The 20,772-nt window shown below is 49.5% G+C and carries 23 protein-coding genes, 1 pseudogene and 1 riboswitch; of the genes and pseudogenes, 14 read left to right on the top strand and 10 right to left on the bottom strand.

Annotated elements, in window-relative coordinates:
- Positions 1–9: 9 nt before the first annotated feature.
- Positions 10–1,188, top strand: a complete 1,179-nt coding sequence (locus GVY42_RS11955; protein WP_159563333.1) for an MFS transporter — start codon at positions 10–12, stop codon at positions 1,186–1,188.
- Positions 1,189–1,334: 146 nt separating this feature from the next.
- Positions 1,335–1,421: pseudogene (locus GVY42_RS11950) on the top strand (IS3 family transposase); the annotation flags it as partial.
- A gap of 57 nt (positions 1,422–1,478) precedes the next feature.
- Here the strand turns inward: GVY42_RS11950 and GVY42_RS11945 are convergent.
- Complete coding sequence (locus tag GVY42_RS11945; RefSeq protein WP_159563332.1) at positions 1,479–2,183, bottom strand: alpha/beta hydrolase; 705 nt, start codon at positions 2,181–2,183, stop codon at positions 1,479–1,481.
- A gap of 73 nt (positions 2,184–2,256) precedes the next feature.
- On the opposite strand from GVY42_RS11945, the gene GVY42_RS11940 reads away from it, so the two are divergent.
- Positions 2,257–3,522, top strand: a complete 1,266-nt coding sequence (locus GVY42_RS11940) for a purine/pyrimidine permease (protein ID WP_159563331.1) — start codon at positions 2,257–2,259, stop codon at positions 3,520–3,522.
- A 21-nt stretch (positions 3,523–3,543) separates the two neighbouring features.
- On the opposite strand, the gene GVY42_RS11935 is transcribed toward GVY42_RS11940, so the two are convergent.
- Genes GVY42_RS11935 through GVY42_RS11920 form a run of 4 tightly spaced genes read right to left on the bottom strand, consistent with a single transcriptional unit; the run spans position 3,544 to position 6,497 of the window.
- Complete coding sequence (locus GVY42_RS11935; RefSeq protein ID WP_074034978.1) at positions 3,544–3,936, bottom strand: RDD family protein; 393 nt, start codon at positions 3,934–3,936, stop codon at positions 3,544–3,546.
- Complete coding sequence (locus GVY42_RS11930; protein WP_159563330.1) at positions 3,933–4,580, bottom strand: NAD(P)H-binding protein; 648 nt, start codon at positions 4,578–4,580, stop codon at positions 3,933–3,935. Before GVY42_RS11930 ends, GVY42_RS11935 begins: the two co-directional genes overlap by 4 nt.
- Before the next feature lie 34 nt (positions 4,581–4,614).
- Complete coding sequence (locus GVY42_RS11925; RefSeq protein WP_159563329.1) at positions 4,615–5,919, bottom strand: nucleobase:cation symporter-2 family protein; 1,305 nt, start codon at positions 5,917–5,919, stop codon at positions 4,615–4,617.
- Complete coding sequence (locus GVY42_RS11920) at positions 5,916–6,497, bottom strand: xanthine phosphoribosyltransferase (protein ID WP_159563328.1); 582 nt, start codon at positions 6,495–6,497, stop codon at positions 5,916–5,918. The genes GVY42_RS11925 and GVY42_RS11920 overlap by 4 nt, the downstream gene beginning before the upstream one ends.
- Positions 6,498–6,573: 76 nt before the next feature.
- Positions 6,574–6,675, bottom strand: a riboswitch (purine riboswitch).
- 126 nt (positions 6,676–6,801) lie between these two features.
- Here GVY42_RS11920 and GVY42_RS11915 point away from each other — a divergent pair.
- From GVY42_RS11915 to GVY42_RS11885, 7 genes are all read left to right on the top strand, one after another.
- The gene (locus GVY42_RS11915; protein WP_159563327.1) at positions 6,802–7,410 is read left to right on the top strand and encodes an NAD(P)-dependent oxidoreductase; all 609 of its coding nucleotides are present in this window, start codon (positions 6,802–6,804) and stop codon (positions 7,408–7,410) included.
- A 60-nt stretch (positions 7,411–7,470) separates the two neighbouring features.
- Positions 7,471–9,024: an ABC-F family ATP-binding cassette domain-containing protein gene (locus GVY42_RS11910; protein ID WP_015880457.1), complete on the top strand. Its 1,554-nt coding sequence runs from the start codon at positions 7,471–7,473 to the stop codon at positions 9,022–9,024.
- Positions 9,025–9,044: 20 nt separating this feature from the next.
- Positions 9,045–10,169: a DUF418 domain-containing protein gene (locus GVY42_RS11905; protein ID WP_159563326.1), complete on the top strand. Its 1,125-nt coding sequence runs from the start codon at positions 9,045–9,047 to the stop codon at positions 10,167–10,169.
- A gap of 102 nt (positions 10,170–10,271) precedes the next feature.
- Positions 10,272–11,282: an ATP-binding cassette domain-containing protein gene (locus GVY42_RS11900; protein ID WP_159563325.1), complete on the top strand. Its 1,011-nt coding sequence runs from the start codon at positions 10,272–10,274 to the stop codon at positions 11,280–11,282.
- On the top strand, positions 11,279–12,073 hold the full coding sequence (locus tag GVY42_RS11895) for an ABC-2 family transporter protein (protein ID WP_159563324.1): 795 nt from the start codon (positions 11,279–11,281) through the stop codon (positions 12,071–12,073). Before GVY42_RS11900 ends, GVY42_RS11895 begins: the two co-directional genes overlap by 4 nt.
- Positions 12,070–12,861 (top strand): ABC transporter permease, encoded by a 792-nt coding sequence (locus tag GVY42_RS11890; protein WP_159563323.1) that lies wholly within the window; start codon positions 12,070–12,072, stop codon positions 12,859–12,861. The genes GVY42_RS11895 and GVY42_RS11890 overlap by 4 nt, the downstream gene beginning before the upstream one ends.
- Positions 12,862–12,879: 18 nt before the next feature.
- Positions 12,880–13,311, top strand: coding sequence for an N-acetyltransferase (locus tag GVY42_RS11885; protein WP_159563322.1), 432 nt, complete (start codon positions 12,880–12,882; stop codon positions 13,309–13,311).
- 54 nt (positions 13,312–13,365) lie between these two features.
- Here GVY42_RS11885 and GVY42_RS11880 read toward each other — a convergent pair whose 3' ends face one another.
- The 5 genes from GVY42_RS11880 to GVY42_RS11865 all read right to left on the bottom strand — a co-directional run bounded on the left by GVY42_RS11880 (position 13,366) and on the right by GVY42_RS11865 (position 16,175).
- The gene (locus GVY42_RS11880) at positions 13,366–14,295 is read right to left on the bottom strand and encodes a manganese-dependent inorganic pyrophosphatase (protein WP_159563321.1); all 930 of its coding nucleotides are present in this window, start codon (positions 14,293–14,295) and stop codon (positions 13,366–13,368) included.
- 95 nt (positions 14,296–14,390) lie between these two features.
- Positions 14,391–14,525, bottom strand: a complete 135-nt coding sequence (locus GVY42_RS16680) for a hypothetical protein (RefSeq protein WP_015880450.1) — start codon at positions 14,523–14,525, stop codon at positions 14,391–14,393.
- A 97-nt stretch (positions 14,526–14,622) separates the two neighbouring features.
- Positions 14,623–14,904 carry a HesB/YadR/YfhF family protein gene (locus GVY42_RS11875; protein ID WP_159563320.1) on the bottom strand — a complete coding sequence of 94 codons (282 nt, stop codon included), beginning with the start codon at positions 14,902–14,904 and terminating at the stop codon, positions 14,623–14,625.
- 67 nt (positions 14,905–14,971) lie between these two features.
- Positions 14,972–15,931: a LacI family DNA-binding transcriptional regulator gene (locus GVY42_RS11870; protein WP_159563319.1), complete on the bottom strand. Its 960-nt coding sequence runs from the start codon at positions 15,929–15,931 to the stop codon at positions 14,972–14,974.
- A 10-nt stretch (positions 15,932–15,941) separates the two neighbouring features.
- Entirely contained in the window at positions 15,942–16,175 is a 234-nt protein-coding gene (locus GVY42_RS11865; protein WP_026824564.1) for a hypothetical protein, read from the bottom strand.
- Between the two features lie 245 nt (positions 16,176–16,420).
- On the opposite strand from GVY42_RS11865, the gene GVY42_RS11860 reads away from it, so the two are divergent.
- The 4 genes from GVY42_RS11860 (at position 16,421) to GVY42_RS11845 (ending at position 20,765) form a co-directional block, all read left to right on the top strand.
- A complete protein-coding gene (locus tag GVY42_RS11860) occupies positions 16,421–17,704 on the top strand; it encodes an NCS2 family permease (RefSeq protein WP_159563675.1) in 1,284 nt (427 codons plus the stop codon).
- 228 nt (positions 17,705–17,932) lie between these two features.
- Positions 17,933–18,670 carry a (Fe-S)-binding protein gene (locus tag GVY42_RS11855; protein ID WP_074034994.1) on the top strand — a complete coding sequence of 246 codons (738 nt, stop codon included), beginning with the start codon at positions 17,933–17,935 and terminating at the stop codon, positions 18,668–18,670.
- 2 nt (positions 18,671–18,672) lie between these two features.
- Positions 18,673–20,073 (top strand): LutB/LldF family L-lactate oxidation iron-sulfur protein, encoded by a 1,401-nt coding sequence (locus GVY42_RS11850; RefSeq protein WP_305775286.1) that lies wholly within the window; start codon positions 18,673–18,675, stop codon positions 20,071–20,073.
- Positions 20,073–20,765, top strand: a complete 693-nt coding sequence (locus tag GVY42_RS11845; RefSeq protein WP_159563317.1) for a lactate utilization protein C — start codon at positions 20,073–20,075, stop codon at positions 20,763–20,765. Before GVY42_RS11850 ends, GVY42_RS11845 begins: the two co-directional genes overlap by 1 nt.
- The last annotated feature ends 7 nt before the right edge of the window (positions 20,766–20,772 follow it).

The raw sequence follows: 20,772 nt of genomic DNA, 5'->3' as shown, positions 1-20,772 counted from the left end.
TGTTTGAACATGAAGACAAGCTCGCTCAGTCGAAGCGACTGGACTTTAGTTTTATCCCTATCCTTATTAACCTTCGTTCTCGGAACGAGTGAATTTGTCATTGTCGGCATTTTGCCTGATATCGCAAGCGGTCTATCCATTTCCATCGCAACGGCTGGAAGTCTCGTATCGGCATTCGCCATCAGCTTTGCCGTCGGTACGCCAATCACGATGTCCTTGACGAGCCATCTTCCAAAACGCAAATTGATGTTCGGTTTGACGATTCTCTTCACCTTATTGAACTTGTTGAGCAGTCTCGCTCCCATGTATGAGTGGTTACTCGCCTTACGCATGTTGACGGCCGTCGTCACAGGTGTGTTGATCTCGCTTGCTATGCTCGTCGCTAGCGAAAGCGTCCCTCCGGCAAAACGAGGGGTAGCCGTATCCTTTATTTTTGGTGGCTTTACAATGGCCAACGTGTTCGGTGTTCCAATCGGAACATTCATCGGACAACAAGCAGGCTGGGAATCCACATTTTGGTTAACGACCGCACTCGGTGCAGTCGCCTGGGTTGCCATTTATCGTGTCTTGCCGAATCATTTGTCTCAAGAAAAAGCATCACTCCGTGAACAAATGGCACTCCTGACGAATCCGCGCATCTTGATTGCCTTCTTGATTCCGGCGTTCGGTTTTGGGGCGACGTATGTCGTATATACGTATCTCGTACCGATTTTAAAAGATGTACTCGGTGTACCGGTCGCTTGGGTCAGTCCGATTTTATTCGCCTACGGCTTCATCTCGATCTTCAGTAATATTGCTGCCGGAAAGATCGCCAGTCACAATCCGATCGGACGCTTACGATTCGTCTTTCTCGTCCAAGCGTTCGTCTTGGCCGCATTGTTCGTGACGACGTCGAATGTGACGCTCGGTCTCTTCAATATCGCCCTCATGTCGTTCATGGCGATTTTATTGACGACGTCGACACAGATTTATTTGATCGACTTGGCGGAGAAGTTTAACCCGAACGCCAAAGGTCTCGCCTCGTCACTCATGCCCGTGGCGAGTAACGTAGGGATCGGACTCGGTTCCGCTCTCGGTGGTGTCGTCTATGCGACAAGCCCTATCATGACGCTCGCGCTCGTAGGCGGCTTGGTCGCCCTCGTCACAGCCGGGTTGACCGCAGTCAGTTATTCGCTCGACCAACGTTAAAAACGTGCGCACCTCGATGTGAACTGCACCCCAATTGTTAGACACATCTAACAATTGGAGGTGCAGTTTTTTAATGACTAAATTTACAACTGATCAAAAGTTAAGCGCCGTCATGGCCTATCGGGAAGGGAAAGATAGTATGAATCATAGACTATTACAACACACGACGAATCAAGGCAAAATTAAAACTGAGTCCGGTGCAATACCGGACCCAGTTCGTTCACGTAGCCTAGATGAAATAACCGTGTCTAACTTTTAGGGGTCACTTCAGATGCAGGTGCGCACGTTTTTTATAACCATTCGAGAATCGCGGATAGGACTTCGTCGAGTTGTTCTTTCGATGTGAGCGGACTTTCCTGATCGCCTTTTTGAGGACCATACATTCCGAAATTTGCATGATTCCCGCCTTCGATTTGTACGAATTGACTATCGTCAGGAAGGTCGCTTCGACTCGCCTCGATGTCTTCTGGGACAGCTAATCCATCCAACTCACCCGAGATAGATAGCACGCGTAAGTCACTATCGACCATCGAGCTGATTGGATACGATGCGAGGAAAATGACACCTTCCACCGCCTCTTGATGCTCAAGCGCGTAACCCGATGCCGCCGAACCTCCGAGTGAATGACCGGCCACGACCCAACGTTCAATCTCCGGATGTGCTTCGATGATTGGATCGGCTGCGTCGATATCTAAAATGCCTAAGTTGAGACGAAGCGACGGAATGGCGACGAAATACCCTTCCTCGGCTAAACGTGTTCCGTAATACGCATACGCCTCTTTCTCCACTTTTGCTCCTGGATAAAGAATGATGCCGATCTCGCTCGTCGTATCTCCGAACTCGAGACGGTTGTCGACCACTTTCCCCTCTTCCGCATACTGTGTCGCTTCATCGGTCGGTCCGTACGTGAACTGCGTCCAAATCAAAAAGCCTGCTACCGCGACAACAAGCAATCCTACGATTGAGAGTGCGGTCCACTTGAAGAATTTCTTCATTATATAGCCTCCGTTTGCATCCACTTCATCATAACGTTACACTAATAAGAAAAAGCATGATCAGGGGGACACCATGACCAGAAGTAATGTAACCACGACGATTCAGTGGTTTATTTTTATTTTAGCTACAAATATTGTACCACCACTCTCCATCGCCGCCTTGTTTGAACTGTCGCCAGATGAGACGATGACCTTCATCTCCCGCTCACTCTTCATCTTCGCACTCTTCAGCATCATCCAAACGTTGCTCGGCCATCGCCTCCCGATACTCGAAGGACCTGCCGGCATTTGGTGGGGTGTCTTCACTTTATACGCCTCCATCGGTCCCGCTCTATACGGAAGTCAGCAAGAGACCTTGCAAGCACTCGGATTCATGCTGTTTTTGAGTGGAATCCTTGGTGTGTTGTTGACCGTCACTGGTATCTTAAGACGCATGCTCGCCCTGTTTACACCGCAAGTGCTCGGCGTCTATATGATTTTGCTCGTCCTTCAATTATCAGGGGCCGTCATTAAAGGTGGCTTTGGGGTGACGGAAGACGGAATCAACGTCGTTCAGGCAGTGGCGACGGCAGGTCTTGTCTTGTTCGCACTCACGCTCGAGCAAAGTCGCTTTAAACAATATGGGCTCGTCATGACACTATTCGTCGGGTTCGGCTTATTCCATTTACTCGACCTTGGAAATCCAATCGTTCGTTCAGAATCCTTCTTCCTCGTACCAGAACTTCTTCCGTTCGGAAATTGGGTATGGGATTGGAACTTGTTGCCAACGGCTTTCGTCATCACCTTACTTCTCATGACGAACGTCCTTGCGAACATCAAGTTGATTGAGCGCATCGTCAGTTCTCGCGAAAAACGAGAAATCAAAGGGAACGTTCCCGCATCGGGTGTCGCCAGTGGCGTCAGTCAAATCGTGGCCGGTCTGTTCGGTACACCGGGTCCTGTCGCCATCTCCGGGACAGCTGGTTTTCTCTCTTCGACGGAGAGCGTCCAGCGTACCCCGCATTTGATTGCCCACGCCCTCATGATGGCGTTAGCACTCATCGGTCCATTCGTCTCGTTGATTGCGAGCATCCCAGCCGCTGTCGGTTATGCAATCGTGACACCGCTCATTGCAACGATGATCATCATCGGAATCAATGAGGCGGCCTTTGAATTGAAGCAGTCCACGGCATCTCTCACGGTCGGACTCCCGCTCGTCATCGGTGCCGGGGCGATGCTTCTGCCACCCGGATCAATGAATGAGTTACCACCGCTTCTTGCGACCGTCTTCTCTAACGGACTCGTCCTCGGGACGATTGTCGCCTTAACAACTGCCATCTTAAGTAAAATCAAAGATTGAAAAAAGAACTGGCCATATCGGTCAGTTCTTTTCACGTACATGCATATGGTAACGGGCATCGTGCGGTAAAACAGCGCCTTCTTCTTGTTCGAAATGCGCACGGTCTTTCCAATAACGAACGACTGACGAAGTATCACGATGCAGGGCGCGTTGTAGCGCTTGTTTTGCCGTGACAGGCGTTTCGTCATCGTTTTTCAATTCAAGTCCCATCAGTTTATAACCGATTGTTTGTCCACCCCGACTCATTTGCCAGGCTTCCATGGCATATGTCAGTAGTGTCGGTGTGATGACCGCATGCACAAACTCGCTCTTTACTTTCTTTCGCACGAGCTGTTCTACGCCCACGCTGACAAGACCTGCAATGACACTGTCAATCATGACTGCTTTGGTTCGCTTTTTTGTCAATGGATTCATCGGCTCATCCTCTGCATCATCCCTGACGTCAACACTTCGATTCCTTCGCCTTCTTCAGAGGCCATAATCAAGGCACGAGCGACATGCAGCGCTTGAATCGGTGCGACTTCCGGTGTCTTCTCAAGCAAGATTGACTGGAACGGTCGACTGATGACCTCGGCCGCTTTCTCCCCGAAGCGGAATGAATGACGCTCTCCGAGTAACAGAGAAGGACGCGCGATAATCAAGTGATGGAAGTTGAAAATACGTAACGCGTTCTCAAGCTCCCCTTTCACACGGTTGTAAAAGAAAGTCGAACGCAATGATGCGCCTTGTGCCGATACGACCGCATAGCGCGTCGCACCATGTGCCTTGGCGACACGGGCGACTTCAAGTGGTAATTCTAAATCAACTTGTTTGAACGCTTCTTGCGAGCCGGCTACCGCAATCGTTGTGCCGAGCGCACAGTACACGTCGTCGATCTGTGGAAGGGATGAATCCATCTCCTCGAAACCGACGACCTCATGTAACTTCGGATGACTCCAACGCTTCGAGCGACGGACAACGATCCAGACCGCATCATAACGGTCACTCTCTAACAACTGTTCAACCAATTCGCGGCCAATCAAGCCAGTCGCGCCTACAACAAGTGCAGTTTTCCCCATTCGTGACTCCTCCTAGACTACTATTTCCTTCAGTCTAGCTGACTTGCCGTTCCTCGGCAATGATTGTCCCGGGACGGAATCGGTCCATCATACGGAAAAATCCGTTCAATGCGAGCGCCGTGAATGAGCCTGCCACGATAGCACTGTCCGTGAACAACCGCAGCCACTCCGGCATGTTTGCGACGATGGCTGGATTGGCGGTAATACCGAGCCCAACACCGATTGAGAGCGCAATGGTAATCAAGTTCTCGTTTTTCGAAAAGTCGACTTGACTGAGGATACGAATGCCAGAAGCAGCGACCGTTCCGAACATGACGAGCATCGCTCCCCCAAGCACAGGCTTCGGAATCAATGTCGTGAACGTAGCGACTTTCGGGAGGAATCCGAGCAAGATGAGCAATCCGCCTGTCCAAAAGATGACGCGACGCGATTTCACACCTGACAATTGAACGAGTCCAACGTTTTGACTGAACGTCGTGTACGGGAAACTGTTGAAAATCCCTCCAAGAATCGTTGCGACGCCTTCCGCACGATACCCTTTCGTCAATTCTTTCGCACCGATTGGTTGTTTCGTGATATCGCTGAGCGCCAAGAACACCCCTGTCGATTCAACCATCGAGATGATGGCGACGAGCGTCATGACGAGGATGGCAGACAGGTCGAATGTCGGCATCCCGAAGTAGAACGGCTGGACCATTTGGAACCATCCTGCTTCACGAACAGGACTGAAATCGACGAGACCAAGCGAAGCGGCTACCCCTGTTCCAACCAATACGGCAAAGAGGACGGCAGCAGCACGCGTGAAGACGGTCCCGACACGGTTCAAGACGAGAATGAGTAGAATCGTTAAACCACCTAATCCGAGATTCTGCATCGATGCGAACCCTGGTTCACCGGGCATCCCGCCACCGATGTCATTGACGGCGACCGGAATCAGCGAGAGACCGATGATCGTCACGACCGAACCGAGCACGACCGGCGGGAAGAAGCGCGCGAGTTTCCCGACAAATCCAGAAATGAGGATGACAATGAGCCCGCTCGCAATCAACGCGCCATAAATGGCAGTGATCCCGTTCGCGCTTCCGATGGCGATCATCGGACCGACCGCAGTGAACGTACATCCGAGGACTACCGGCAATCCGACACCAGTGAAGCGTGTCGTCCATACTTGTAGTAGCGTCGCCACCCCACACATGAATAAATCAATTGCGACGAGATAGGCGAGCTCGGTTGGACCAAGCCCGATGGCACCACCGACGATGAGTGGGACGATTGCCGCTCCCGTGTACATCGCGAGTAGATGCTGGAATCCTAGACTAGCTGTCTTGAACGTATTCATCGAACGACCTCCACGAACGAGATATGGTCTTTCTCTAATTTCGCAATGCGTGCCAACGATTCGACGCGATAGCCACGCTCGATCAATTTATCGCGCCCTGGTTGGAATGACTTTTCGATGACAATCCCAACGCCTGCGACCTCTGCACCTGCCGCTTCCACGAGTTGTGTCAGTCCGAGTGCCGCTTCCCCATTCGCGAGGAAGTCATCGATGACAAGAACACGTTCGCCTGGTAAGACGAAGCGTCGGCTCAAGCTGATGCGGTTCGTCTCTTGTTTTGTGAACGAATAAACGTCCGCTTCCACGAGGTCGTCTTGGAGTGTCAGCGATTTTCGTTTACGCGCGAATACGAACGGGATACCCATCTCAAGCGCCGTCATCATCGCCGGCGCAATCCCACTCGATTCGAGTGTGACGATGCGGTCTATTTGAGCGTCTTTGAAACGTTCTGCGAATTCTTTGCCGATGGCTTGCATAAGTACCGGGTCGACCTGATGATTCAAGAAAGCGTCGACTTTCAACACTTGGTCGGAAAGGGCCCGACCTTCTTCACGGATTTTGTCTTCTAACTGCTTCATTGTTTTCCCTCCAATAAAAAATGCGATTCGTCACCCCTCATCGGGAGGCAACGAACCGCATGGAAATCAACGATAGCATACGACAAGCGCCACCCGTAGTCGAACCATTTACGGTAGTTCGGTAGAGACTTGCGGACCATATTTCCGCTGATATACGAGTGCGAATCTATTTATTTAAGATAGACCTTATTGTAGACGAGCTGACGAGAAATGCAATAGGTTGGAATCAAACGGTGAAATGTTCGATTTTTCTGAAACTGCTGTATACTGTAGATATTGGATATGAGAGAGGAGCCTTGCCCTTATGAAGTTATTCGTTTTAGGCGCAACCGGTCGAACCGGACATCAATTCATCGATCAAGCCATCGAGCACGGTCATGACGTCACCGCGTTCGTTCGTGAACAGAAAAAGTTGATTCGGACGCCACAACTTGAAATCATCGAAGGCGACTTATATGATGTCGATGCTTTAACAGAAGCGATGCACGGTCATGATGCGGTCATCAGCTGTCTCGGAACGGATTTGAGCGATCCGGACTTTTTAGCGAGTGTCACGGACAAGCTCGTCCCCGCGATGAAGACGAATGGCATCTCACGCGTCGTCTATTTGGCCTCAGCCGGTATCGACAATGAGATACCTGGACTTGCCGGGAAAGCCATTACGTTCATGCTCCGGAAGCCGCTCCGTGATCATCGGGCAGCCGTGGACTTATGGCGAAATTCGTCATTCGATTATACGATTGTACGACCGATGCAATTGACGGACGGTCCTCGCACCTCGACATATCGCACGGCCATCGATGAAGTGCCAGAGAACGGGAAGCACATCTCACGGGCAGACGTCGCCCAGTTCATGCTTCATACGATTGAAGAACAGGAACACGTACGAGAGTCGGTCGGACTGGCGTACTAATTTGATCCAATTCATGCTACAATATCGGGTAGTTTACTTTGAAAGGAACGAAAACGAATTATGAGTATATTAACGGTACAAAACTTGAGCCACGGCTTTGGTGACCGCGCTATTTTGAACGATGTCTCTTTCCGCCTCTTAAAAGGGGAGCATATCGGTCTCGTTGGAGCGAACGGTGAAGGAAAATCGACGTTCATGAACATCATCACGCGCAAGCTGCAACCGGATGAAGGGAAAATCGAATGGGCGAAAAACGTCCGTGTCGGTTACCTCGATCAACACGCGGTACTTGAGCGCGGGATGACGATTCGGGACGTCTTGAAAGGTGCCTTCCAATACCTGATTGACATGGAGACGCGCATCGGCGAACTCTACATGGAGATGGGCGACGCGACACCGGAACAGATGGAAGACATGCTCGCAGAGGTCGGTGAGCTTCAAGAAACGCTCGACTCGAACGACTTTTATATCATCGACGCGAAAGTAGAAGAAGTCGCACGCGGTCTCGGTATTTTAGACGTTGGTCTCGACCGTGACGTCACGGACTTGTCAGGTGGACAGCGTACGAAAGTATTGCTCGCAAAATTACTTTTAGAGAAGCCAGATATCTTGCTCCTCGATGAGCCGACCAACTATTTGGATGAAGTGCATATCGAGTGGTTGAAACGCTATCTTCAAAACTATGACAATGCCTTCATCTTGATCTCCCACGATATCCCGTTCTTAAATAGTGTCATCAACTTGGTCTACCATATGGAAAACCAAGAGTTGAACCGCTATGTCGGGGACTATGACAAGTTCATGGAAGTGTACGAGATGAAGCGTTCGCAACTTGAAGCCGCCTACAAGCGTCAACAGGCCGAGATCGCGGATTTGAAAGACTTCGTTGCCCGAAACAAAGCGCGTGTGTCGACACGAAACATGGCGATGTCACGTCAGAAGAAACTCGATAAGATGGATGTCATCGAATTGAGTGCGGAACGTCCGAAACCAGAATTCCGCTTCTTGCAGGCACGTACATCGGGGCGCCTCATCTTTGATGCGAAAGGTCTCGTCATCGGATACGATGAGCCACTCTCACGTCCGCTCGACCTTCAGATGGAGCGCGGTCAAAAGATTGCCCTCGTCGGAGCGAACGGAATCGGGAAGACGACGCTCTTGAAGAGCTTACTCGGCTTGATCAACCCGCTTGAAGGAACAGTCGAACGTGGTGAGTTCCTCGAAATGGGTTACTTCGAACAGGAAGCCGCATCAAGCAACAACACGTGTATCGAAGAGATTTGGAGCGAATTCCCGTCACTCAACCAACAACAGGTGCGCGCGATGCTCGCGAAATGCGGTCTCATGACGAAGCACATTGAAAGTAAAATCTCTGTCCTCAGTGGTGGAGAAAAGGCGAAAGTACGTCTTTGCAAACTCTTAAACAACGAAACAAACTTACTCTTACTCGATGAGCCGACGAACCACTTAGACGTCGACGCGAAGGAAGAGTTGAAGCGTGCATTGAAAGAGTACAAAGGCAGCGTCCTCCTCATCAGTCACGAACCAGAATTCTATGAAGATATCGTCACAGACGTTTGGAACTGTGAATCGTGGACGACGAAAGTATTCTAATTCAGTAAAGGACGTGTCGTATGGCTGGCCCAATTCAAACGAATGAACGGATTATTTTGTATGACATTATCCGAGGGTTTGCCCTCTGCGGCATTTTCCTCGTCAATATTCCTACCATGCTCGGGAGCGACTGGATGTCCGGTCGTCCCGACTATGCGGGAAGCGACTTGTTCGTCCGCACCCTCTTCGACTTGTTCGTGCAGACGAAGTTTTATACGATTTTCTCCCTCTTATTTGGGATCGGCTTTTCGATTTTCCTCGAGCGTTCCTACGCCCGAGGTGAATCGGTCAGTCGTTACATACGCCGTATTGCGATTCTTTTCTTATTCGGTCTCGCGCATTTGGCGATTTGGTCGGGTGACATCTTACATACGTATGCGATGTGGGGCTTATTGCTCCCTCTCTTTTATGGGTTGAGTAACCGCGCGATATTGACATGGGCGTGGAGTTTATTGATTGGGAGCTTTTTACTGTTCTATGTGTCATCCATGTACTTAGAATTGTCGCTCGGATTTAGGTTTAATGGAGATCCTTTCCCGGCCGTCTTCAATTCTGGATTCGGCCCATGGTTCGACTATCGCCTAGACGAAGAGATTTTTGCCATGTTCCAAAACTCATTTTTTGTCGGGGTTGAAATTCTAAGTCTGTTCTTGTTCGGCCTTTATATCGGACGGGAACGGAAACTCCTCACTTGGAGCATCCAAGGACTGACGCAGACAGCTATCATCTGTACGGTAACCGCCCTACCGTTCTTCGCAGTCATTATTTGGCATCACTACGGTAACGGTGCCGAGTATTCGGCGACGAACTCTGCGGCCGTTCTCGTCTCCGGAAAACTACTCGCCACGACATATGTCTGTCTGTTCACGGTCGCCGTTCGAAAAGGTCGCACGTTCGCCCCGCTCCAAGCGCTCGGGCGGATGGCACTCACAAACTATTTGACGCATACGCTGATCGTCGTCATTCCGGTGATTGCTCTTGGCGCATACGGAAGTCTTTCCTTAACCGAAGGCCTATTCCTCAGCATCGCCATTTTGATTGTGCAATCGTCCTTCTCGATGTGGTGGCTGAAGAGTCACCGTTATGGACCGTTTGAGAAACTATGGCGTCTCGGAACATACGGAAGACAAACAAAATCATCCTAAGATCGGACTTCATTGTCCGGTCTTTTTTTGTACAGGTAGGAAATCCCATATTCACATGCTATTCTGATGAAGGAAAACGCTTGCACGATTAAGGAGGAACGTATGTCACAGTCAGCTATCGAGGTCCGCGACCTTGTGAAACACTATCAAATTTTAGAACGAGATGCCGGATTAAAAGGCGCCATCAAAGCTTTGTTTTCAAGAAAGTATCGCACCAAAGAAGCCGTGAAAGGAATTGACTTGTCTATCGCTCCAGGCGAACGCGTTGGATATATCGGCTTTAACGGTGCCGGAAAATCGACAACCATCAAAATGCTCGCCGGTGTCCTTCGTCCCGATACCGGTTCCGTCCGCATCTTTGGAATCGATCCGCATGAGGACCGGATTCAAAATGCTCGACAAATCGGGGCAGTCTTCGGCCAACGGACCCAATTGTTTTGGGATATTCCCGTCCGTGAGTCGTTCGACCTGCTTCGAGAAATCTATGAAGTGCCGCGCGCAGAGTTCGAGGAGACCGTCGCTTGGTTCATTGCACGTCTCCAACTTGAACCGCTTCTCGATGTGCCAGTCCGCCAATTATCACTAGGACAAAAAATGCGTTGTGAGCTCGCAGCCGCCTTCTTACACCGACCTCGTGTCGTGTATTTGGATGAGCCGACGATTGGTCTCGATATTGACATCAAAGAGACGATTCGGGCGTTTATTCGCGAAATCAGCGATGCCTGGGGGACAACAGTCATTTTGACGACGCACGACATGCAGGATATCGAGGAAGTCTGTGACCGGGTAATCGTTCTAGACGAGGGACGCATCATTTATGACGATCGTATCGAAACGCTCAAACAGACGTTCAACAATGAACGCACCCTTGAAATCACACTCGACGACGAGACATCATTCACCGTCCCGCCGTCGGTGACAGGATTCGTCACGGAACTCACCTCTGATCGAGAAACAGATACGATTCAATTAGCATTCAACCATCATGAGATTTCAAGTGGACAACTGATCCGTGAAATCGTGAACTGCAATCAAGTGAAAGATTTATCCGTTGTCGTGCCAAAAATGGAGACATTGATTCGAAATCTGTATCAGCCAGAGGTGAGTGCATGAGGCTTAAAAAATATGTAGCGCTCGCCTCCTCGCAAATCAAAGTCGATATGGCTTACACAGCCTGGTACTGGGCGAGTATGTTCTCGGTGACGATGCGACTGTTCATCTTATATTTCTTTTGGCAGGCCGTCTATGAGAATAAGACTGACGTGTCAGGTATCTCGCTCTCGATGATGTTGACGTATGCGGTCCTCGCAACGATGCTCGATCAATTCCGGGGAGGGGCCGGACGCGAACTCGCGCATCTCATTAAACATGGCGGAGTCGCCGTCGAACTGCTTCGACCGTATCATTTACTGGATAAGTTACTCGCGCAAGATATCGGGACAAAAACGTCGACCTTTTTTCGGTCGACGCTACCACTTCTCGTTATCGCCATGCTGTTTATCGGGGTTGACCCACCGACCTCACTTGAGAGTGCGTTCGCCTTCTCGATCAGCGTCGTACTCGCAATCCTTCTTGCGACACTGATCGATTTACTCGTCGGTGTGCTTTCCTTTTATACGGTGAACGTATGGGGACTTTCTGTCTTACAGGAGGCGGTCATTACGATTATGTCCGGGGCAATCATTCCGCTGACACTTTTTCCTGACTGGTTCCAGACGATCAGCTTATATTTACCGTTCGCTTCTCTTGTCTATGTACCTGTCGCCATATATACAGGTGACATCCAAGCATCTGGTATATGGCCGTCGATTCTGATTCAACTCGCATGGGTCGTGGCATTCTTTCTATTTGTACGACTCTTATTCGCATATGCGGTTCGGAAAGTGACGGTGTTTGGTGGATGAAACGATACGCGAAACTATATTGGCTCTATGCCAAAAATCATTTCAAAGTAATGATGGAATATCGAATGGATTTCTTGATTGGCGTCTTGTCAGTCTTCGGTCAACAATTTGCCGCCCTCTTCTTTTTATCCATCGTCTTTCGACATATCGAGTCGCTGAACGGATGGGGATTTTATGAGATTTTGTTCATTTACGGAATCGCGTTTTTAGGCCGGGCTGTTCATCATATCTTTTTTGATAACCTTTGGACGATTGGTTGGCAATATATTCGCACGGGGAACTTGGACCGCATTCTGATGCGTCCCGTAAACCCGTTGTTCCAAATCGTCGCCGAACGGGTTCAACAAGATGGGTTTGGTCAACTCTTGATTGGTGGGAGTGTGCTCTGGCTCGCCTCGAATGAGCTAGGAATGACATGGAGTATGATGGATATTCTAGTCCTACTCGTCATGGTTCTCGCGAGCGGAATGATTTATATCGCGGTGAACCTATTCTTTGCGACATTCTCGTTTTGGATGATTGATAGTCTACCGGTCGTATTCGCTGTCTTCAGCTTGAGTGATTTTGCACGCTATCCGATGACCATCTATTCGAAAGTCATCATGTTCGTCTTAACGTATATCATTCCATTTGGCTTCACGGCATTTTATCCGGCGATGTATTTCTTTGAAGGACGTGGGTTCACCATGTTTGCATTGGCGACCCCGCTCGTCGCTATGCTCTCACTCGTCATCGCCTATCGGTTTTGGTTGTATGGACTGCGTGCATTCGCAAGTACAGGATCTTAATGAAGGAAGGGTGAGTAGATGAAGATCGTTCAACAGTGGGATCAGGAAAACAACGACTATATTCGACAGCGCCTGATTGAATATAACGCATCGCAATTACCCGATGAGGTGAAGCACCCCGTCGAGCATGTGAGTTTGATCGTTCGAGATGACTTCAATCAGATTGTCGGGGGCGTTACCGGAACGGTGTTTTGGTACACGATGCACATTCATTTCTTATGGGTGGATGAACAGCTTCGAGGAAAAGGATATGGCACGCAATTGATGACGCGTATCGAACAATTGGCTATCGAGCATCGATGCCGTCTCATTCAACTCGATACGTTCAGTTTTCAGGCACCTGATTTTTATACCAAGCTCGGGTATGAAATTTTTGGAGTGATTGAGCACCATCCGACAGCCAATCATCAGCAATACTATTTGAAAAAGACTCTTCTCAATCAAAATTAAAACTGCAGACGTATTAACGTCTGCAGTCCCGCTCGAGGCCACGGCTTCGAGTTTTTATTTTGTTGCCGCTTCAGTTAAGAATGGCACGATTTGCTTCTTACGCGAGACGACGCCAGGAAGTGTCGCCAATCCGTTTTGAAGCGTCACGTTGAACGCTTGTTCGAAGAGTTCTGGTTTTGGTCCGACAACGACGGCTTCCGAATCGTTCGTCAAAATGTTCGTGATGGCGAATACGAACAAGTCCAAGTTTTCCGCTGCAACCGTTTTGGCGATTGCGGCTTCAACTTCCGCTTTCCGGTTCAAGACATCGTTCGCATCGACCGTGTTCACTTGTGCGATTTCGACACGATAGTCGCCCATCGCGAATTCTTTCGCATCGAGTGAGATGAGCTCTTCAATCGTTTTTTGGCTAAGGTCCGCACCGGCTTTGAGCATCTCAAGTCCGTATACTTCCGCATCGACGCCAGCGATCTCCGCAAGTTCTTTCGCTGCTTTGATATCTTCATCTGTGCATGTCGGTGATTTGAAGAGAAGCGAATCCGAGATGATGGCTGACAGCATCAAGCCGGCCATATCCGCAGCAATTTCGACACCATGCTCTTTATACAACTTCAACAAAATCGTTGCCGTACACCCGACTGGCTCCGCACGATAGTAGAGCGGGTCTGCCGTTTGGAAGTTTGCGATACGGTGGTGGTCGATGACTTCAAGGATTCGCACATCTTCAATTCCATCCGCACTTTGCTGGAACTCGTTATGGTCGACCAAGATGACTTCTTCCGCCTCACCTTTCACACTTTCAATCAAGCGTGGTGCTTTCACACGGAAGTGATTGAGCGCATATTGTGTTTCACCGTTCACTTCACCGAGACGAACCGCCTCTGCGTCCATCCCTAATTTCTTTTTCAACTCGGCATAGGCGAGCGCTGACGTGATTGTGTCGGTATCTGGATTTTTATGTCCAAAGACTAGTACTGTACTCATGTCTCATTCTCCTCACTAAATAGTTTTCCCTTATCCATTATAACGCCCACGGCATTTCTTTCAATTCCCAAACAAAAAGAGCCGTGTCTCGGCTCTTATGCTTGTTCATCTTCATCTGTCTCTTCGAGGTCGGAATGATCTCCTTTTGAATCTTCTTCATGGGAGATGTCCGGCTGATCTCGCTTCAACTTTTCTTTTTCTTCTTGTTCACGCTTTTCTTTGTCTGACATATGGTGTCATCCTTTCGAAAATCCGACTTGTCGTAATATGTTCCCCTAGCTCGATTTCGTCAAACGACATTTCATCAAACGTAAACAAACTGAAACGTCAGGCCTGCACGAAGACGATTTCTTCTCCGCGGAGCTCGACCTTCACGTCTTGTCCTTGGAATAACCATTCGTCTTGTTCTGCCACAACGAAGCGAATCCCATCTGCCTCTGTCTCAACAGCAGCATTGTTCACATCTTCTGTGATGACCCCGACAGAAAAACCGTGCGTCAAGTCTGTCGAACCCCCATATTTTGCAAACAAACGAACCGTTTGACCTGCTTCAACTTCCATCTCTTGTTTGAACCATTGGAGCGCTTCTTCTGTTACTTGAATCTTCATAACATCTCCTCCTCTCGACTACTCCTTTCATTCTAAACGTTTCAAAAGAGTCGAGCGAGGAAGTTGCCTAAAGTGTTGTGCCAACTTGATAGCTCACCGTCATGCCATGCGTTTCCGGTTGAGCACCGTTCATTTCAGCGAGCGTCGTTTCAAATAAGCGTCGCCCGATTTCTTCATTCGGTGAGAGCATCGTCGACAGTCCGAATGCATGACCGATCGGATGTCCGTCAAAGCCTAGCATGGCGACTTCCTGAGGAATCTTGATGTCTCGCCGTTGCATCTCTCCTAAAAATCCGAGGGCGACATAATCAGACGAGAAAAAGAGCGCTCGAGGACGCTCTTTTTGAGAGAGGAACGCTTCAGCTAACCGAATGCCGTCCTCACTCGTCAAATAGCCGGTCCAAATCCATTGCTGACGCGCATGCTCTACTTCATCGAAATAGGCTTGCTGACGCGCAAGGGAGCTCGGACTATGGCTTCTTGACAAGATGATTCCAATCTCTTCATATCCATGTTCCTTCAAGACATGAATACCTGATACGAACGACGCGTAATGATCGACATGGATGGACGAAATCGTCTCCGGTGCACCGACGGTCGCCACAGCGATTGGCCCGTACGCGCGGTATGCCTCCATTTCCTTAAAGGACATCTCGTGAGACAAGACAATCGCCCCATCGACTTCACGATGCTTCAATAAATTGAGTGCTTGTCGTTCCTCGCTCAATTTATACTCCGTCTGCCACATGACGAGCCGGTAATCGTGCTCGAGCGCCGCCTTGGCGAGTCCATTGACGAAGAGACCGTAATACGGGTGATCCATATAAGGTAGGATCACGACAATTCGTTGCGTCTTCCCTGTCGACAACGTTAACGCCTGTTGATTCCGCAAATACCCGAGCTCTTTCATCGCTTCATGAACACGGGTCCGTTTTTCTTTCGATACGTACGGATGCTCGTTCAGGACGCGTGAGACCGTCGTCACCGAAACGTCAGCGTGCTTTGCGATATCTCGAATGTTTGCCATTCATCTCACCTCAACTTGTCAGTCTTTGCATATAGTGTACCCACTCTGCTTGCTGACTGTCACCTCTTTCGACGACTTGGCAACGGATTGCCTGAACGAGACGGAAGCGCTCTTCTAACGGCAAGTGAAGAAACTCTTCACGGAAACGGGTACACAACATTTTCCCAAACGGTGTATACAACTGATTGATGACGAGCTCGTATACGATTCCACTGCACCATGTCTTCCACGTTGTCGGTTTCATATCGGTTCCCCTCCCTTTGTCTATACCGTATCTTCTGAAACGCGTTTCAGAGCAAGCTTCTTTTAAAAAAAAGTTTATTTCCGAACATTTTTTACTATTGTTCCTCATTTTTCATGTTTTTCACGTAAAACAATTGACGTGAATCAAACATTTTTGTATAGTCATCAAGTTGATAACGTTAATTTAATCATTTTTTTTAATTAATGTTCGGAAATAGACCGAAATAAGGAGTTTTATCGATGAATATCTTTCAATTAGAACAACATGGAACGAATGTTAAACAAGAAGTGACTGCTGGAATCACAACGTTCGTGACGATGGCGTACATCTCTGTCGTCAACCCGGCGATTCTATCTGATGCTGGGATTCCATTCGCACAAGCTTTCACGGCGACAATCATTGCCATCCTCATCGGGACTGGCTTGATGGCGTTTTATGCGAACTTACCAATCGCCGTGGCGCCAGGAATGGGGCTCAACGCATTTTTTGCTTACACGCTCGTCGCCCAAGAACAGATTGCGCCGTCTGCCGCGCTCGGTGTTGTCTTCGTCTCGTCCGTCTTCTTCTTGATTTTGTCGCTCTCTCCAATTCGGACGAAGTTGATTCAAGCGATTCCAACTTCGTTGAAGCATGCCATCACGACCGGGATCGGTCTTTTCATCGCTTCACTCGGATTAAAATTATCAGGCTTAATTGTTGCTGATGAAGCGAACTTGGTACGTCTCGGTGACGTGTCTTCTCCAGAAGTACTACTTGTACTCGGTGGTTTGATCGTCTCGGCACTCCTCTTTTCACGAAACGTACCCGGCTCTTTACTCATCGGGATGGTACTCACGGGGATTGCAGCATACTTCATGGATATCTTAAAAATCGATGGTGTCACGGCGATGCCAACACTTCCGGAAGGACTCATGGTCAACCCCGTGACGGCATTTAGTGATGTCATTCAATACGGTTTGTTCGGTGCTGTCCTCTCGTTCTTCCTCGTCACTCTTTTTGATACGACAGGTACGCTTGTCGGTGTCGGAAAACAGGCAGGTCTCTTAAAAGAAGATGGAACAATTGAGAATGGTCACCGTGCACTCTTTGCCGATTCACTTGCCACAATGGGTGGATCACTCGTCGGAACGAGCCCGTCTACGGCATACATCGAGTCTGCTGCCGGTGTCGCGCAAGGTGGACGTACAGGTCTCACGACGGCCGTCGTCGCTGGTTTATTCGGATTGACACTCTTCTTCAGCCCACTTATCGGTGCCATTTCTGGCGTAGCGGCAATCACAGCTCCCGCCTTGATTATCGTCGGTGCACTCATGTTGACGAATGTCCGGTACATCGACTGGAGCGACTTTAGCGAATACTTCCCGGCTTTCATGACGATTTTGATCATGCCTTTGTCAGGAAGCATCGAACGCGGCATCGCCTTCGGGTTCATCTTGTACCCGATCTTCAAAGCGATGAACAAAGAGACGGTTCACCCGCTCATCTACTTGTTCGGCGCACTCTTCATCTTGGAAATGTTCTTCCTATAAGTTAGACAGAAGATCCTCGTCATGTGTCGAGGATCTTTTTCTGTTATACGTTCTCCTTAGCTGTTTTATATCAGAAAAGAGATGAATATCTGTTCAGTGAGATACGTTATCAATTAGACAGGATTTTACAAATAAATCAGTTTTTCTCCCCATTTTTCTGTCACTTTCCTACGCTTTATGAAATAATGACGTTGAAATCGCTATCATCAGAAGAAAGAAGGAATGGCTATGCCGAATGTAGCTTTATTCGTCACTTGTTTATCTGATACGTTGTTTCCATCCGTCGGACAAGCGACAGTCGAACTACTCGAACATTTAGGGTGCGAGGTGACGTTCCCCTTTGAGCAGACATGCTGTGGGCAGCCTGCTTACAACAGCGGCTATCATGAGGAGACGAAAAAGGTTGCCAAGCACATGATTGAAACGTTTGAACAAGCAGATGCAGAATATATCGTCGGACCATCGGGGTCGTGTGTCATGATGATGCGCGACTACCCTCATTTGTTCCAAGATGATCCAGTATGGGGTCCTCGCGCTGAAGCGCACGCCGCCAAAACGTTCGAACTGACGCAGTTCATCGTCGATGTGCTCGAAGTCACAGATGTCGGTGCCAAGTTTCCCGCCAAAGCGACCTATCATGCGTCTTGTCACATGACCCGCCTCCTCGGAATCGAAGCGGCTCCCGGAAAGTTGCTCGGAAACGTCGATGGACTGACGATGGTCCCCCTCGCGAACGTACATAACTGTTGCGGGTTCGGTGGGACGTTCTCCGTCAAGATGCCAGACGTGTCGGTGCAGATGGTAGATGAAAAAGTCGATTCGATCTTACAGTCAGGCGCAGAGGTGTTGATCGGAGCGGATGCGTCATGTCTGATGAACATCGGCGGACGTCTTCATAAACAAGGACATCCGATTAAAGTGATGCATATTGCTGAAGTCTTAAACGAAGGAGTGAAGCAAGCATGAGCATGGGGATTCGCTTAGATGAGAAGTTTCAAGATCGACGAAAAGATGGAATCGAAGATGCGTTCATGCGGCAGGCCGTCAGTTCGGCTCAAAACCGTCTACGGGATGGTCGGTTGAATGCTGCAGGTGAACTCGGGGACTGGGAAGCGTTTCGCGACCATTCGGAAGAAATTCGTCAACATGTGCTGGAACATCTGGATTATTACTTATATCAATTGAGCGAGAATGTCTCAAAACGTGGTGGAAGCGTCTTTTTCGCGGAGACACCGGAAGAAGCGAACCGCTACATCCGGGAAGTCGTTCGGTCGAAACAAGCCAAACATGTCGTGAAATCAAAATCGATGGTCACAGAAGAAATTGGGTTGAACAAGTCACTTCAAGAAGAAGGGTGTACTGTCGTCGAATCCGATCTCGGTGAATGGATTTTGCAACTCGACGAAGACCCACCGTCTCACATTGTCGCCCCGGCTCTGCATAAAGACCGCGACGCTGTGCATGAGACGTTCACTGCCCACGGCTACAGCGGGTCGAACGATCCGACTGAACTTGGACGCTATGCACGACAAGAACTACGGAAAGACTTTTTGAAGGCAGAAGTCGGCATCACCGGCTGTAATTTTGCCATCGCAGAGAGTGGAGCCGTCGGGCTTGTGACCAATGAAGGAAACGGACGCATGGTGACGTCACTTCCTGACACGGTCATCTCTGTCATGGGCATGGAACGCGTCGTCCCGTCTTATGAAGAGTTCGAGGTACTCGTCAATATGCTTTGTCGAAGCGCAGTCGGTCAGCGACTCACGTCATACATCACGACGTTCGCCGGGACGCGCGCAGTCGGTGAAGTCGATGGACCAGAAGAGTTCCACCTTGTCATCGTCGACAACAAGCGTTCTGGTATTCTCGGGACACAGTTCCAATCGGTCTTGCAATGCATCCGCTGCGCGGCCTGTATCAACGTCTGTCCCGTCTATCGCCATATCGGTGGTCATGCGTACGGGTCGATCTATCCAGGTCCAATTGGTGCCGTCTTGGCTCCGCTCCTTGATGGATACGAGAACTATAAAGAACTCCCCTATGCGTCGAGTCTCTGTGGCGCCTGTACAGAGGCGTGCCCTGTAAAGATTCCGCTGCACGAGCTGTTGATTGAACATCGACGCGTCATCGTAGAGGAGAAAAAGCAATCACCTTTCGTAGAGCGGATTGCGATGAAAGGATTTGCCGTCACGGCCTCGAGTCCTTTCTTATTCGAAGCAGCAGAACATGTCGCACCTTTTGCGACATCACCATTTGCCACATCGGGTCAGATTGAGAAAGGGCTACCGGCTTGGACAGACTCGAAAGACTTGCCACAACCGAACAAACAGACTGTCCGAGATTGGTTCAAGAAACGGGGGAATGCCTGATGAATCCTGGTACAATCACAAACCGTGAGGACTTTCTACAACGAATCGCCAAGCAACTCGGTCGTGAGGTCCAGCTCACGCCGCCAAAGCGGGAATATACACATCGCCCGCAAGATGCGGTGTTGAAAGGCGCGAGCGAAGAAGAACTACTTGAAACGTTTCGCATGGTCGCGACCCGAATCCATACCGATTTGGTGGAATGTGAATCTGCGAATCTTGATGATACGCTCCGCCTCTTGATTGAACGCTATGATGGAACAAAGATTCTTGCGGAGAACGATGCACGAATTTCCACTTGGGCACCTACAACAAGTGAGACGTTTGCCTGGTGGGATTCGTCACAACCGGAATCGAGTCGAGAGCTGGCCATTCGAGCGGACATCGGAATCACGATTGCGGATGCGGCATTTGCGGAAAGTGCGACAATCGTCCAATATGCGAAGCCTGGTAGATCACGGACGATCAGTCTGTTACCGCAAGACCATATCGCAATCATCCCGAAATCTGTCCTCGTTCCACGTATGACGCAAACGGCACAACAACTCGCCTCACTTGATCGAGATGGTCTCCATTCCCCGAACGGTGTTAATTTCATCTCTGGTCCGTCGAACTCGGCCGACATCGAGATGAACCTCATCGTCGGCGTACATGGACCCGTTCGAGTCGCCTATGTGTTGGTGCATGATTTATAAACATAGC

This window comes from Exiguobacterium sp. 8A, from assembly GCF_902506275.1.
Taxonomy (GTDB): Bacteria; Bacillota; Bacilli; order Exiguobacteriales; family Exiguobacteriaceae; genus Exiguobacterium; species Exiguobacterium profundum.
Note: the sequence above shows the minus strand (reverse complement) of the source record. Positions and strands in the feature narration are given on the sequence as shown.

Bases quoted from the DNA above. Each gene is read 5' to 3' on its own strand.
- GVY42_RS11955 (WP_159563333.1), top strand. From the start codon at position 10: ATGAAGACAAGCTCGCTCAGTCGAAGCGACTGGACTTTAGTTTTATCC.
- GVY42_RS11945 (WP_159563332.1), bottom strand. From the start codon at position 2,183: ATGAAGAAATTCTTCAAGTGGACCGCACTCTCAATCGTAGGATTGCTT.
- GVY42_RS11940 (WP_159563331.1), top strand. From the start codon at position 2,257: ATGACCAGAAGTAATGTAACCACGACGATTCAGTGGTTTATTTTTATT.
- GVY42_RS11935 (WP_074034978.1), bottom strand. From the start codon at position 3,936: ATGAATCCATTGACAAAAAAGCGAACCAAAGCAGTCATGATTGACAGT.
- GVY42_RS11930 (WP_159563330.1), bottom strand. From the start codon at position 4,580: ATGGGGAAAACTGCACTTGTTGTAGGCGCGACTGGCTTGATTGGCCGC.
- GVY42_RS11925 (WP_159563329.1), bottom strand. From the start codon at position 5,919: ATGAATACGTTCAAGACAGCTAGTCTAGGATTCCAGCATCTACTCGCG.
- GVY42_RS11920 (WP_159563328.1), bottom strand. From the start codon at position 6,497: ATGAAGCAGTTAGAAGACAAAATCCGTGAAGAAGGTCGGGCCCTTTCC.
- GVY42_RS11915 (WP_159563327.1), top strand. From the start codon at position 6,802: ATGAAGTTATTCGTTTTAGGCGCAACCGGTCGAACCGGACATCAATTC.
- GVY42_RS11910 (WP_015880457.1), top strand. From the start codon at position 7,471: ATGAGTATATTAACGGTACAAAACTTGAGCCACGGCTTTGGTGACCGC.
- GVY42_RS11905 (WP_159563326.1), top strand. From the start codon at position 9,045: ATGGCTGGCCCAATTCAAACGAATGAACGGATTATTTTGTATGACATT.
- GVY42_RS11900 (WP_159563325.1), top strand. From the start codon at position 10,272: ATGTCACAGTCAGCTATCGAGGTCCGCGACCTTGTGAAACACTATCAA.
- GVY42_RS11895 (WP_159563324.1), top strand. From the start codon at position 11,279: ATGAGGCTTAAAAAATATGTAGCGCTCGCCTCCTCGCAAATCAAAGTC.
- GVY42_RS11890 (WP_159563323.1), top strand. From the start codon at position 12,070: ATGAAACGATACGCGAAACTATATTGGCTCTATGCCAAAAATCATTTC.
- GVY42_RS11885 (WP_159563322.1), top strand. From the start codon at position 12,880: ATGAAGATCGTTCAACAGTGGGATCAGGAAAACAACGACTATATTCGA.
- GVY42_RS11880 (WP_159563321.1), bottom strand. From the start codon at position 14,295: ATGAGTACAGTACTAGTCTTTGGACATAAAAATCCAGATACCGACACA.
- GVY42_RS16680 (WP_015880450.1), bottom strand. From the start codon at position 14,525: ATGTCAGACAAAGAAAAGCGTGAACAAGAAGAAAAAGAAAAGTTGAAG.
- GVY42_RS11875 (WP_159563320.1), bottom strand. From the start codon at position 14,904: ATGAAGATTCAAGTAACAGAAGAAGCGCTCCAATGGTTCAAACAAGAG.
- GVY42_RS11870 (WP_159563319.1), bottom strand. From the start codon at position 15,931: ATGGCAAACATTCGAGATATCGCAAAGCACGCTGACGTTTCGGTGACG.
- GVY42_RS11865 (WP_026824564.1), bottom strand. From the start codon at position 16,175: ATGAAACCGACAACGTGGAAGACATGGTGCAGTGGAATCGTATACGAG.
- GVY42_RS11855 (WP_074034994.1), top strand. From the start codon at position 17,933: ATGCCGAATGTAGCTTTATTCGTCACTTGTTTATCTGATACGTTGTTT.
- GVY42_RS11850 (WP_305775286.1), top strand. From the start codon at position 18,673: ATGGGGATTCGCTTAGATGAGAAGTTTCAAGATCGACGAAAAGATGGA.
- GVY42_RS11845 (WP_159563317.1), top strand. From the start codon at position 20,073: ATGAATCCTGGTACAATCACAAACCGTGAGGACTTTCTACAACGAATC.